Below are 12,855 nucleotides of genomic sequence, written 5' to 3' on the forward strand. Positions count from 1 at the left end.
ACAACGGGGCAAACCCGCAGCGTCTGGCCCTGCGGATCGGTGCCACGTGGCTCTTCGTGGCACCTGTTCGCGGGCCTATCGTCGATCTCGTCGGCGCCGCACCGCGCGCCGCTTCATCTTCGAGTAGCCATCCAGAGGTCCCGCATGCCGTTTCCGCTCTCCCGCTTCACGCGCCGTGTCACCCTGTTGTCGGCGGCCTCGCTGGCCGCGCTCGCGCTGTGCTCCCTGCCGGCCGCCGCGCAAGAACCCAAGCGTGGCGGCACGCTGGTGATCGGCAGCACGCAGACGCCGCGCCACCTCAACGGCGCCGTGCAGTCGGGCATCGCCACCGCGCTGCCCTCGGCGCAGATCTTCGCGAGCCCGCTGCGCTTCGACGACAAGTGGAACCCGCAGCCCTACCTGGCCGAATCGTGGAAGCTCGCCGACGACGCGAAGTCGCTCACGCTCAACCTGCGCAAGAACGCCGTGTTCCACGACGGCAAGCCCATCACCTCGGCCGACGTCGCGTTCTCGATCATGGCCATCAAGGCCAACCATCCCTTCACCACCATGCTGGGCCCGGTCGAGAAGGTCGACACGCCCGATCCCTACACCGCCATCATCCGCATGAGCGCGCCGCATCCGGCGATCGTGCTCGCGATGTCGCCCGCGCTGTGCCCGATCCTGCCCAAGCACGTCTACGGCGACGGCACCGACCTCAAGAACCATCCGCGCAACAGCACCGACGTGGTCGGCTCGGGCCCGTTCCGCGTCACCGAGTTCAAGCCCTCGCAGCGCATCGTGATGGAGCGCTTCGACAAGTTCTTCCTGCCCAACAAGCCGTACCTCGACAAGGTCATCGTGAGCATCACGCCCGACATGGCGAGCCTGGTGCTCGGCGTGGAACGCGGCGACATCCAGATGCTGCCCTTCGCGACCCTGCCCACCGACCTCAAGCGCTTCGCCAGCGATCCGCGCGTTTCGCTCACGCCCAAGGGCTACGACGGCATCGGCCCGCTCAACTGGCTGGCCTTCAACACCGCGAAGAAGCCGCTGTCGGACCTGCAGGTGCGCAAGGCCATCGCGCACTCGATCGACAAGAACTTCATCACCAAGGCGCTGATGGGCGGCTTCGCCACCGTGTCCGACGGCCCGCTGGTGGCCAGCAGCCCGTTCGCGGTCAACGACCTGGTGCGCTATCCGCTCGACCTCAAGAAGGCCGGCGAGATGCTCGATGCCGCGGGCTACAAGGCCGGCGCCAGCGGCGAGCGCTTCAAGCTCACCATCGACTACCTGCCCGGCGGCGACGACCAGCAGAAGAACGTGGCCGAGTACGTGCGCGGCCAGCTCAAGAAGGTGGGTATCACGGTGGAGGTGCGCGCCTCGGCCGACTTCCCGGCCTGGGCCAAGCGGCTGGCCACGCACGACTTCGACATGTCGATGGACGCGGTCTTCAACTGGGGCGATCCGATCATCGGCGTGCACCGCACGTACCTGTCGACCAACATCAAGCCCATCGTCTGGACCAACACCCAGTCCTATGCCAACCCGAAGGTCGACGAGCTGCTCAACACCGCCGGCGGCCTGACCGACCCGACGCAGCGCAAGGCCTACTACGCCACCTTCCAGAAGATCGTGACCGACGAGCTGCCGATCGAGTTCATCAACCAGGTGCCCTACCACACGATCACCAGCAAGAAGGTCGGCAACGTGCCGACCACCATCTGGGGGCCGCTGTCGCCGCTCGACGAGGTCTACCTCAAGTAAGGCGGGGCGCACATGGGCATGCTCCGCTACGCCGCCTCGCGCCTGCTGCAGGGCCTCGCCCTGGTGCTCGCGGTGGTGGTGCTGAACTTCGTGCTGGTGCACGCGGCACCGGGCGATCCGGTCGAGACCATCGCGGGCGCCAGCGGCGGCATGTCACCCGAGCTCATGGCCGAGCTGCGCACGCAGTACGGCCTCGACCGGCCGCTGCCGGTGCAGCTCGGCGTCTACCTCGGCAAGGTGCTACGCGGCGACCTCGGCTATTCCTACTTCTTCAACCTGCCGGTCACGCAGATGATCGCCGAGCGCGTGCCCGCCACCTTGCTGCTGGTGCTCAGTTCGGTGCTGCTGGCCTTCATCGTCGGCACGGCGCTCGGCGTGCTGTCCTCGCGCCGGCCCAACGGGCTGCTGTCGCAGTTCATCACCGTGCTGTCGCTGGTGGGCTTCGCGGCGCCGGTGTTCTGGATCGGCATCATGCTGGTGATCCTGCTGGCCTCGGTGTTCCCGATCCTGCCGGTGGCCGGCATGCGCTCCATCGACGCCACCGGCGGCGGCCTGGCCGACGTGCTCGACGTCGCGCACCACCTGGTGCTGCCCACGATCACGCTGAGCCTGGTCTATCTCGCGCAGTACAGCCGGCTCGCGCGTTCGTCGATGCTCGACGTGCTCGGCTCCGACTTCATCCGCACCGCGCGCTCCAAGGGCCTGGCCGAGCGCGTGGTGCTCTACAAGCATGCGCTGCGCAACGCGCTGCTGCCGGTGGTGACGGTGCTGGGGCTGCAGTTCGGCAACGTGCTCGCGGGCGCGATCCTGGTCGAGACCGTCTTCAACTGGCCGGGGCTCGGCCGCCTGGCCTTCGACTCGGTGCTGCGGCGCGACTACCCGACCATCCTCGGCGTGCTGCTGTTCTCCTCCATCGTGGTGGTGGTGATGAACCAGCTCACCGACCTCTGCTACCGCCTGATCGATCCGCGCATCAAGACCGCGTGACGCCTCCCCCGATGAATGCGACCTCCACGATGACCCTCGACCCAGACCCGGCGCCCGCCGCGAAGCCGGCGGCGCCCGCGCGCACGAGCGCCGCCACCGGCCCGCGCGCCGAGCATCCCGGCATCGAGGCCGCGCGCATGTTCCTGCGCAACCCCGCGGCCATCGCCGGCATGGTGCTGCTGCTGATCGTGCTCGCGGTCGCGATCGCCGGCCCCTGGCTCTATCCGGCCGATCCCTTCGAGATCAAGGCCGCGCCGCTCACGCCGCCGTTCAGCGAGGAGGCCTGGCTCGGCAGCGACTACCTCGGGCGCGACGTGCTCACCGCGCTGATCTACGGCGGCCGCGCCACCCTGCTGGTGGGCGCGGTGGCGGCGCTGCTGTCGGTGCTGATCGGCATCACGCTCGGCGCCTTCGCCGGCTACTACGGCGGCAAGGTCGACGCGGTGCTGATGAAGATCACCGAGTTCTTCCAGGTGCTGCCCGCGCTGCTGTTCGCGATGGTGGTGGTGACGCTGTTCTCGCCCACGCTGGTCACGGTCACGCTGGCCATCGGCGTCGTGAGCTGGACCGGCACCGCGCGGCTCACGCGCGCCGAGTTCCTCAAGTACCGCGGGCTGGAGTTCGTGCGCGCCGAGCGCGCCATCGGCGCGCGCGACGCCCGCATCATCTGGAAGGTGATCCTGCCCAATGCGCTGCCGCCGCTGGTGGTGTCGGCCACCTTGGCGATCGGCGCCGCGATCCTGTTCGAGGCCGGCCTGTCCTTCCTCGGGCTGGGCGATCCCAACCAGATGAGCTGGGGCCTGATGATCGGCTCGAGCCGCCAGTACGTGCTGTCGTGCTGGTGGGCCGTGGCCTTTCCGGGCGCCGCGATCTTCGTCACCGTGCTCGCGGTCAGCCTGATCGGCGACGGACTCAACGATGCCCTCAACCCCAAGCTGAGGGAGCGCTGAGATGAGCGAGCCACTGCTGCGCGTGCAGGACCTGCACGTCGAATTCAGGACCCGCCGCGGCCAGGCGCTGGTGCTCAACGGCGTGGACTTCGAGCTGCGCGCCGGCGAGACGCTGTGCGTGGTCGGCGAGTCGGGCTGCGGCAAGAGCATGACCGCGCTCGCGCTGCTGCGGCTCATTCCCTCGCCGCCGGGGCGCATCCGCGACGGCCGCGTGCTGTTCCAGGGCGAGGACCTGGTGCGCGCCACCGACGCGCGCATGCGCGAGGTGCGCGGCAACCGCATCTCGATGATCTTCCAGGAACCGATGACCTCGCTGAATCCGGTGTTCAGCGTGGGCGACCAGATCGGCGAATCGCTGCGGCTGCATGCGGGCCTCGATGCGCAGGCCGCGCGCGAACGCGCCATCGAGATGCTGCGCCAGGTCGGCATCCCCGCGCCCGAGCGGCGCGTGGACGAGTATCCGCACCAGCTCTCGGGCGGCATGCGCCAGCGCGTGATGATCGCAATGGCGCTGGCCTGCCGGCCCGACATCCTGATCGCCGACGAGCCCACCACCGCGCTCGACGTGACGGTGCAGGCGCAGATCTTCGACCTGCTGCGCGAACTGCAGCGCGAGAAGGGCACGGCGATCCTGCTGATCACGCACGACATGGGCGCGGTGGCCGAGATGGCCGACCGCGTGATGGTGATGTATGCGGGTCGCGTGATCGAGCAGGGCAGCGCCGACCAGGTGCTGTCCGCGCCCGGCCATCCCTACACGCGCGGCCTGATCGACTGCCTGCCCGAACTCGGCAGCAGCGCGGCCTTCGACGACGACACGCGCGAGGACCTGGCCGAGATCCCGGGCGTCGTGCCCTCGATCTGGGAACTGGGCAGCGGCTGTGCCTTCCGCGAGCGCTGCCGGCATGCCATGCCGCGCTGCGCGCACGAGGTGCCGCCGATGTTCGCGCTGGCCGGCGACGGCGATGGCGGCAGCTCGCACGGCGCGGCCTGCTGGCTGCATGTCGAGGCGCTGGCGGAGGAGGCGGCATGAGCCTGATCGAACCGGCGGACACGCTGCTCGCGGTCGACGACCTGCAGGTGCACTTCCCGCGCGCCAGGGCCGGCTGGGGCCGCAAGCCCGAGGTGGTGAAGGCGGTGGACGGCGTGTCCTTCGAGATCCGCCGCGGCCGCACGCTCGCGGTGGTCGGCGAATCGGGCTCGGGCAAGACCACCACCGCGCTCGCCGTGATGCGGCTGTCGCCGCTGACCGGTGGCCGCATCCGGCTCGGCGACACCGACCTCGGCGCGCTCGAGGGCGAGGCGCTGCGCCGTTCGCGCACGCGCATGCAGATCATCTTCCAGGACCCGTTCTCCTCGCTCAACCCGCGCGAGCGCGCCGGTGCCGCGGTGCGCGCGCCGCTCGACCTGATGCAGGTGGGCACGCCCGGGCAGCGCACGCGCCGCGTGGCCGAGCTGTTCGAGGCCGTGGGCCTGCGGCCCGAGCAGCAGCAGCTGTTTCCGCACCAGTTCTCGGGCGGCCAGCGCCAGCGCATCAACATCGCGCGCGCGCTCGCCACCAACCCCGAGCTCGTGGTCTGCGACGAGCCGGTGTCGGCGCTCGACATCGCGATCCGCGCGCAGATCCTCAACCTGCTCGCGCGGCTGCAGCGCGAACTGGGCCTGACCTACCTGTTCATCTCGCACGACATGGCGGTGGTCGAGCACATCTGCGACGACATCGCCGTGATGTACCTGGGCCAGATCGTGGAGCGCGCGCCGCGGCGCGCCTTCTTCGCGCAGCCGCTGCATCCCTACAGCGTGGCGCTGATGTCGGCCGTGCCCACCGTGGGCGGCGGCCGGCGCCGCGCCGCGGGCCGCATCAAGCTCACGGGCGATCCGCCGAGCCCGATCGATCCGCCGCATGGCTGCCGCTTCGCCGGCCGCTGCCCGGTGGCCGAGCCGGCCTGCGCGGCCGAGCCGCCGCCGCTGCGCGAGGTGGTGCCCGGCCACTGGGTGCGCTGCCGCCGCGTCGGGCTGGCCGACGGCCAGCCGCTGCCGCCCCTGCGCCTGCAAGCCGATTGAATCCGCGCGAACATCGCGTCGCGCCCCGTCCATCCTCCTTCCCGAATCCATGACCGCCACCACCGTCTACAGCGCCCGCAAGATCCTCACGATGAACCCGATGCAGCCCGAGGCCACCCATGTCGCGGTGCGCGACGGGCGCGTGCTCGCGGTCGGCTCGCTCGACGAGATGCGCGCCTGGGGCGACTTCGCGCTCGACGAGCGCTTCGCGTCCAAGGTGCTGATGCCGGGGCTGGTCGAGGGCCACTGCCACCTCAAGGAAGGCAGCATGTGGGACTGGGCGTATCTCGGCTGGTTCGACCGGCGCGATCCGCAGGGCAAGGTCTGGAGCGGCCTGCGCTCGATGGAGGCCGTGGTCGCGCGGCTGGCCGAGATCGCCGCGCGCATGCAGGCCGAGGGCCGGCCCGAGTCCGAGCCGCTGGTGGCCTGGGGCTTCGATCCGATCTATTTCGGCGGCGAGCGCATGACGGTGGAGCACGTCGACCGCGCGAGCGCCACGCGGCCGATCGTCATCGGCCATGCCAACGGCCACCTGATGAACGTCAACAGCGCGATGCTGCGCATCGCCGACATCACGCGCGACAACGAGGTCGAGGGCGTGGTCAAGTTCGCCGCCGGGCCGGCCGCGGGCGAGCCCACCGGCGAGCTGCAGGAGCCGGCCGCGATGTTCCTGGTGCTGCGCAGGATCGGCAATGCCGGCCTGCTGGCGCCGATGACCGAGGCCGGCGTGCGCTCCTTCGCGCGGCTGGCCTGCATGCAGGGCGTGACCACCGCCACCGACCTGGTCAACAAGCTCACCGAGGAGGACTGCGGCGTGCTCGAGCGCGCCACTGGCGCCGAGGATTTCGCGGTGCGCATCCTGCCCGCGTTCCAGGCCTTCCACGGCACGCACGGCGCGGCGCAGGGCGCGGAGCATGTACAGGCGCTGATGCCGCGCAACACCGACCGGCTGCGCTATGGCCTCGTGAAAATGATGCTCGACGGCTCGATCCAGGGCTTCTCGGCGCGGCTGCGCTGGCCCGGCCATTTCAACGGCGCGCCCAACGGCATCTGGGTGACCGCGCCCGCGCAGTACGAGGCCGACTTCGAGACCTACCACCGCGCCGGCCTCACCATCCACACCCACACCAACGGCGACGAGGCCAGCGAGGTCGCGATCGACGCCATCGGCCGCGTGCTCGCGCGCGCGCCGCGCCCCGACCACCGCCACACGCTGCAGCACGGCCAGATGATCGACGCGCCGCTGTTCCGCCGCATGGCCGCGCTGGGCCTGTGCGCCAACCTGTTCGCCAACCACATCTGGTACTGGGGCGACCAGCACTACGAGATGACCATGGGCCCCGACCGCGCCAACCGGCTCGATGCCTGCGGCAGCGCGCTCGCCGCCGGCGTGCCGCTGGCGATCCATTCCGACGCGCCGGTCACGCCGCTCGGCCCGTTGTTCACCGCCTGGTGCGCGGTCAACCGCGTCACGCCCAAGGGCCGCGTGCTCGGCGCGGCCGAGCGCATCACCGTCGAACAGGCGCTGCGCGCCATCACGCTGGGCGCGGCCTGGACCCTCAAGCTCGATGGCGAGATCGGCAGCATCGAATGCGGCAAGCGCGCCGACTTCTGCGTGCTCGAGGAGGATCCGCTGGCCATCGACCCGATGCGGCTCAAGGACCTGCGCGTCTGGGGCACGGTGCTGTCGGGCCGCGTGTTCGAGGCATGAGGGCGCGATGACCGCGATGACGGCGCGGCGCCTGCCGCTCACGGTCGTCGGCGGCTTCCTCGGCGCCGGCAAGACCACGCTGCTCAACCGCTGGCTGGCCGAGGCCGAGGGCCTGCGCATGGCGGTGCTGGTCAACGACTTCGGCGCGCTCAACATCGATGCCGGCCTGATCGCCGCGCGCCATGGCGACACCGTCGCGCTCACCAACGGCTGCGTCTGCTGCCAGATCGGCGACGACCTCGGGCGCGCGCTGCAGGGCACGATCGACGCCCAGCCGCCGTTCGACGCCGTGGTGATCGAGGCCAGCGGCGTCTCCGACCCCTGGCGCATCGCGCAGATCGGCATGGCCGCGCCCGAGCTGAGCCTGCAGGCCGTGCTGGTGCTGGTCGATGCGAGCGCGGTCGCCGCGCAGTCGCGCGACCCGCTGCTGGCCGACACGCTCGCGCGGCAGGCGAAGTCGGCCGACCTCGTGGTGCTCAACAAGACGGACATCGCGGACGATGCGGCGCTGGCGGCCGGCATGGCCTGGCTCGACGCGACCGTGCCGGGCACGCCGCGAGTCGCGACCACGCAGTCCGAGCTGCCGCTCGCGCTGGCCTCGGGGTTGCATGGGCAGGCAAGGCCGCATGCGCATTGCGATGTGCCGGGCTGCGACCATGATCATGGCCATCACGCCGACCACGGTGCGCAGTTCGCGACCTGGAGCGCCCGGCCTTCGGCCACGTTCGCGCCCGAGGCCTTGCGCGCCTGGATGCGCGCGATGCCGCCCGGCGTGCTGCGGCTCAAGGGCCTGCTGAAGATCGAGGCCGAGGGCGGTGTCGAGACCTGGTCCGAAGTCCAGTACGCGGGCCGCCACGGCATGCTGCGGCGGGCTGCCGCGCCGCTCGATGCCGAAGGCGCGGCGGTGGTCGCGATCGGGCTGCGCGGCCACCTGCCGGCAGCGGCACTCGAGGAATTCTTCCTGAGCGTGACGTCTTCAGCGAATCCTTAGCTGCGCCCCAGCCCGTTCGTGTTGCAATGCCGGCTTTTCGCCCGACGCGCACCCGCGCATTGCACACGCCATGAACCCGACCCTCGTGATCCGCCCGCCCACGCGCGACGACTACGCCGACTGGAAGCCGCTGTGGGACGGCTACAACGCCTTCTACGAGCGCGAGGGCCCGACGGCCTTGCCCGACGCGATCACGCAGGCCACCTGGCAGCGCTTCTTCGATACCTACGAGCCCGTGCATGCGCTCGTGGCCGAGCACGAGGGCCGGCTGGTCGGCCTCACGCACTACCTGTTCCACCGCAGCACCACGCGCATTGAGCCGACCTGCTATCTGCAGGACCTGTTCACGCTGCCCTCGCTGCGCGGGCAGGGCGTGGGCCGGCAGTTGATCGAGGGCGTGTACGAGCGTGCGCGGCAGGCCGGCTTGAAGCGCGTCTACTGGCAGACGCACGAGACCAATCTCGCGGGGCAGCGGCTCTACGACAAGGTCGCGGACCGCACGGGCTTCATCATCTTTGCGAAGAACGTCTGAGGTTTCAGCGTTCGTGGCTCCACCGGTCCCAGGCCCGCATCGCCTCGGCCCGGTAGGCATTGATCTGCGACGGAAAGTGCACGAAGCGGCTGTCGCGGGTCGCGTAGATCGGCGCCGGCGCGAGCGAGATCGCGTCGATCACGTGCTCGGCGTTCTCGAGCCCGAACTGGCGCATGCCCGCGAGCACGCTGGCCTGGTCGCCACCGCCCGCATAGACGTTCGACTTGTCGGGCGCGGTTTCGATGGCCGCGCAGACATGGTCGACGAACTGCCGCATGCGCGGCCCGGGCCTAAAGCCCATCAGCCCCGAGTTCGCGGGCCAGGCACTGTGGTCCATGCCGATCACGAAGTCGCGCGCGCCGAGCACGTCCTCGACGCCGAGGCGCTGGTTGATCGCGAGGATGTCGGCATCGATCCAGAACAGCTGCTCGTGCTGCGCCAGATGCTCGCGCACCAGATGCATCTTGGCCCAGTTGGCCTGCACGCCCGCCGGCACGAAGGCCGGCAGCTCGCGATAGAGGTGATGGGCATAGCCGTGGCGCTCGCAGTAGCGCGCGAGGTTGTCTTCGTGGATGCGGCCGTAGCCCGCGACCTTGGCGTCGTAGAACGAGACGAAGGCGATCTTCGCCTGCGGGTTCAGGTGCAACTCGCCTCCCCGTGCCTCCTGCGCGGCCTGCTCCCACTGCGCCGGCAGGTCGAGCGGCCGTTCCTCCTCGAAGGCCCGCGCCTGCTCGAGCAGCACGCTGACGTAGCGGAAGTCGTAGCCATAGGTCGGCAGCCACACGCCATGCTGGCGTTCCCAGCGCGGCGCGGCATGCGCGACCAGCGGCACCACCCTCGGCAACTGGTCGATGGCCACGCGGCCGCCGCCGTCCCAGACGGCCTGGATGCTGCTGTAGAAGCCGTTGGCCAAGCGGTTCTCGAGCGGATGCACGGCGAAGGCCTCGCCCAGGTGCTCGCCGGCGGACTTGCCCAGCGTGTCCGGGTCGCCCGCCACGCTCACCGACAGACGGAACACCAGCAGCCGCAGCCGCTCGCGGACCTCGGCGGTGTTGCGCAGGATCATCCCGCTCGATGTGGGCAGGCCGGCGCCGGGTTCCTGCGACACGACCACGAAGTCATGGCCCTGTGCCACGTCCTCGAGCTTCTGCCGGCCGTAGATCACCGAGAACTCGTCGAGCACCAGCAGCAGCCCGCCTTCGGCCAGCGCGAGCAGGGCGCCATAGATCGCGTGGTACTTGTAGAGCTCGGCCTGCCGGTCGCCGAACACGTGCAGGCTGTCCCTGGCCTCGTGCGCATAGCCCCAGCGCGCCGCATAGGCCGCGTGGTTCTCGAGCAGGCCCTCGATCGGCCGGTGGGCGAAGACGGAGAGGATCGTGGTGGAGGGCATGCGGGGGCGGCGAGTGGGGCGTGCCCCATTGTCGTCCCCGTGCCTCGACGCGGATCGCTAGCGCGACGGATGCTCGCAGGCCGCGGCCCGGACGCAGTCGCCCGTCGTGCAGGTGGCGGCCGGTGCTTCGTCGCTGCCCGCATCGACCGATGCCGCGAAGGCCGCCACCGCGACCGCCGCGAGCAGCATGCGCCAGGCCTGCAGCAGGCCCACCGCGCCGTGCCGCGCGAGCAGCCCGCGCGCGAACTCAGGAACGCTGCGCATCGCAGGCCTCCCTGCCCATGGGCGCGTTGCGCGCGCGGTTGAGCAGGTGCAGCTGGTGCTGGCCGACCTCGCTGCCCTGGCGCGCCGCCTCGCGCGCCCAGTGGCGGGCCTCGCAGCGGTCGGCGGGCACGCCGTTGCCGTACAGCAGCGGCCCGGCCAGCAGCACCACGCCGAGCATCTCCTGCGCCTCGCGGTGGCCCGAGGCGCCGGCCTCGCGCAGCAGCGACATCATCGAACGGTAGTCGCGCGCGGACTGGGCCTCGAGCGCGAGCTGGAAGCGCTGTTCGGGCGTGACCGCCACGGCCGTGTCGCGCGCCGAGGCACTGGCGGCCGCGGCGAACGCGACCGCGAGGAGCATCGCGCGCAGGGCGCGGTGGGGGAATGGCGGGGAGAGGTGCATCGCGGGCTCCTTCGTGGCGTTCGGTGGCCACGATCTTCCCGCGCGCGTGCCGGCGCGTCGAACTGGAATTTCCGCAGCCGGCCTATGGCGCAGGCTGAGGGCACTAGGGCCTGTTCACACTATCCAAGGGGTCGCGTTGCCCCGCAAAGGGGCTGGATGCAAGGCGCCCGCGCGCAGCAAGGCGTCCGCCTTGCAAGCGCGGGCAACGCCGCAGACGGCCCCTTTGCGGGGCAACCCGGAGGGAAGCTCGCCAAAGCCCGCCCCTCGGCGTTGCGCTCCTAGCGTGTGCGGACGCACACGCGTCGTCGCGCGCCTTGATGGGCGGGCTTTGGCGAGCTTCGCGACCCCTTGCATAGTGTGAACAGGCCCTAGCCTAGAACTCGTTCTGGATGTTCTTGTAGCCCTGCACCAGCGCGTTGTTGGTGCGCACCACGTCCTCCGAGAACTCGCTCGCATCCACCGAGACGGTCGGCCGTCCGTCCAGGGCGGTCTCGGGGCCGATGCGCTCGGTGGAGCGCACGTAGAAGTTCGGCGGCAGCTCGCAGCCGTCGACCACCGCGTTGTAGCGCACCACGCTGCCGTCGCCGACCGCGCAGTTGAACAGCACGCTGTTGAAGCCGATGAACACGCCCTGGCCCACCCGGCACGGCCCGTGGACGATGGCGCGGTGCGCGATCGAGGTGCGCTCGCCGATCGTCACCGGCGCACCCGACTTGGAATGGATCACCACGCCGTCCTGGATGTTCGAGTGCGCGCCGATGACGATGGGGGCTATGTGGCCGTTCGCATCGGTCTCGTCGGCGCGGATCACGGCATAGGGGCCGATGAACACGTTCTCCTCCACCACGACCAGGCCGCAGAGGATCGCGGTCGGGTCGACGAAGGCGCTTGGATGGATCTGCGGCAGGTCGCCGCGCGGGTTCTTGCGGATCATGTGGAATCTCGTCGGTCGTCGTTGGAGTGGCGGCCGGATAATGCCACAGAGATGCGTTAGCGAGTCGTTCCGGTCAGGGCGCCTTGCCCGCCTCGGCCCGTGCCTTCAGCGCCCGCGCCGCGGTGCGCTTGCCGCGCGCGCGGATGTTCAGCGCCTCGACCGCGAGCGAGAAGGCCATCGCCGCGTAGATGTAGCCCTTGGGCACGTGCTTGTCGAAGGCCTCGGCCGTGAGCACCATGCCCACCATCACGAGGAAGGCCAGCGCCAGCACCTTGACCGAGGGATGCTTGTCGACGAAGTCGCCGATCGGCTTGGCGGCCACCAGCATCACGCCGACCGAGGCGACCACCGCGGCCACCATCACGGCGATCTGGTCGACCATGCCGACGGCGGTGATCACCGAGTCGAGCGAGAACACGATGTCGATGATGGCGATCTGGCCGATCACGCCCCAGAACGCGGCCTTGCGCGCGCCCCCGTCCTCCGCGGCATCGGGGCCGTGTTCCTCGCCGGCCTCGACCTCGAGGAAGATCTCGTGCGAGGCCTTGTAGAGCAGGAACAGGCCGCCCAGCAGCAGCACGATGTCGCGCCCGCTGATGCCCTGGCCGAAGACGTGGAACAGGTCGGCCGTGAGGCCCATCACCCAGCTCAGCGAGAACAGCAGCAACAGCCGCGAGACCATCGCGAAGCCCAGCCCGAGCCGGCGCGCCTTGTCGCGCTGATTGGGCGGCAGCCGGCCGACCAGGATCGAGATGAAGATGATGTTGTCGATGCCCAGGACGATCTCGAGGGCGGTCAGCATCGCGAAGGCGATCCAGACATTCGGGTCCAGGAGGAATTCCACGGTGTGCTCCCGGCAATGCGGTCAGGGCGCATGCCGCTCGCC

General features: G+C 70.3%; 13 protein-coding genes. 8 read left to right on the forward strand and 5 right to left on the reverse strand.

Annotation, left to right across the window (positions count from 1 at the left end; translation table 11 throughout):
- Positions 1-144: 144 nt before the first annotated feature.
- The 8 genes from KV106_RS14560 (at position 145) to KV106_RS14595 (ending at position 8,981) form a co-directional block, all read left to right on the forward strand.
- Entirely contained in the window at positions 145-1,746 is a 1,602-nt protein-coding gene (locus tag KV106_RS14560) for an ABC transporter substrate-binding protein (protein WP_261210826.1), read from the forward strand.
- A 12-nt stretch (positions 1,747-1,758) separates the two neighbouring features.
- The gene (locus KV106_RS14565; protein ID WP_261210827.1) at positions 1,759-2,733 is read left to right on the forward strand and encodes an ABC transporter permease; all 975 of its coding nucleotides are present in this window, start codon (positions 1,759-1,761) and stop codon (positions 2,731-2,733) included.
- A 29-nt stretch (positions 2,734-2,762) separates the two neighbouring features.
- The gene (locus tag KV106_RS14570; RefSeq protein WP_208512634.1) at positions 2,763-3,683 is read left to right on the forward strand and encodes an ABC transporter permease; all 921 of its coding nucleotides are present in this window, start codon (positions 2,763-2,765) and stop codon (positions 3,681-3,683) included.
- 1 nt (position 3,684) lies between these two features.
- Complete coding sequence (locus KV106_RS14575; RefSeq protein WP_261210828.1) at positions 3,685-4,716, forward strand: ABC transporter ATP-binding protein; 1,032 nt, start codon at positions 3,685-3,687, stop codon at positions 4,714-4,716.
- A complete protein-coding gene (locus tag KV106_RS14580; RefSeq protein ID WP_261210829.1) occupies positions 4,713-5,747 on the forward strand; it encodes an ABC transporter ATP-binding protein in 1,035 nt (344 codons plus the stop codon). Before KV106_RS14575 ends, KV106_RS14580 begins: the two co-directional genes overlap by 4 nt.
- Positions 5,748-5,796: 49 nt before the next feature.
- On the forward strand, positions 5,797-7,458 hold the full coding sequence (locus tag KV106_RS14585; protein WP_261210830.1) for an amidohydrolase: 1,662 nt from the start codon (positions 5,797-5,799) through the stop codon (positions 7,456-7,458).
- A gap of 16 nt (positions 7,459-7,474) precedes the next feature.
- Positions 7,475-8,449 (forward strand): CobW family GTP-binding protein, encoded by a 975-nt coding sequence (locus tag KV106_RS14590; RefSeq protein ID WP_261210860.1) that lies wholly within the window; start codon positions 7,475-7,477, stop codon positions 8,447-8,449.
- 70 nt (positions 8,450-8,519) lie between these two features.
- On the forward strand, positions 8,520-8,981 hold the full coding sequence (locus KV106_RS14595) for a GNAT family N-acetyltransferase (RefSeq protein ID WP_261210831.1): 462 nt from the start codon (positions 8,520-8,522) through the stop codon (positions 8,979-8,981).
- 4 nt (positions 8,982-8,985) lie between these two features.
- On the opposite strand, the gene KV106_RS14600 is transcribed toward KV106_RS14595, so the two are convergent.
- The 5 genes from KV106_RS14600 to KV106_RS14620 all read right to left on the reverse strand — a co-directional run bounded on the left by KV106_RS14600 (position 8,986) and on the right by KV106_RS14620 (position 12,771).
- Positions 8,986-10,371, reverse strand: coding sequence for a glycosyltransferase family protein (locus KV106_RS14600; RefSeq protein ID WP_261210832.1), 1,386 nt, complete (start codon positions 10,369-10,371; stop codon positions 8,986-8,988).
- 57 nt (positions 10,372-10,428) lie between these two features.
- Complete coding sequence (locus tag KV106_RS14605; protein WP_261210833.1) at positions 10,429-10,635, reverse strand: hypothetical protein; 207 nt, start codon at positions 10,633-10,635, stop codon at positions 10,429-10,431.
- Positions 10,619-11,035, reverse strand: a complete 417-nt coding sequence (locus KV106_RS14610) for an SEL1-like repeat protein (RefSeq protein ID WP_261210834.1) — start codon at positions 11,033-11,035, stop codon at positions 10,619-10,621. The genes KV106_RS14605 and KV106_RS14610 overlap by 17 nt, the downstream gene beginning before the upstream one ends.
- Before the next feature lie 373 nt (positions 11,036-11,408).
- A complete protein-coding gene (locus KV106_RS14615; protein ID WP_057591942.1) occupies positions 11,409-11,969 on the reverse strand; it encodes a gamma carbonic anhydrase family protein in 561 nt (186 codons plus the stop codon).
- A 73-nt stretch (positions 11,970-12,042) separates the two neighbouring features.
- The gene (locus KV106_RS14620; protein ID WP_261210861.1) at positions 12,043-12,771 is read right to left on the reverse strand and encodes a TerC family protein; all 729 of its coding nucleotides are present in this window, start codon (positions 12,769-12,771) and stop codon (positions 12,043-12,045) included.
- Positions 12,772-12,855: the final 84 nt, after the last annotated feature.

The sequence above is a fragment of the Variovorax endophyticus genome (assembly GCF_025376855.1).
Taxonomy (GTDB): Bacteria; Pseudomonadota; Gammaproteobacteria; order Burkholderiales; family Burkholderiaceae_C; genus Variovorax.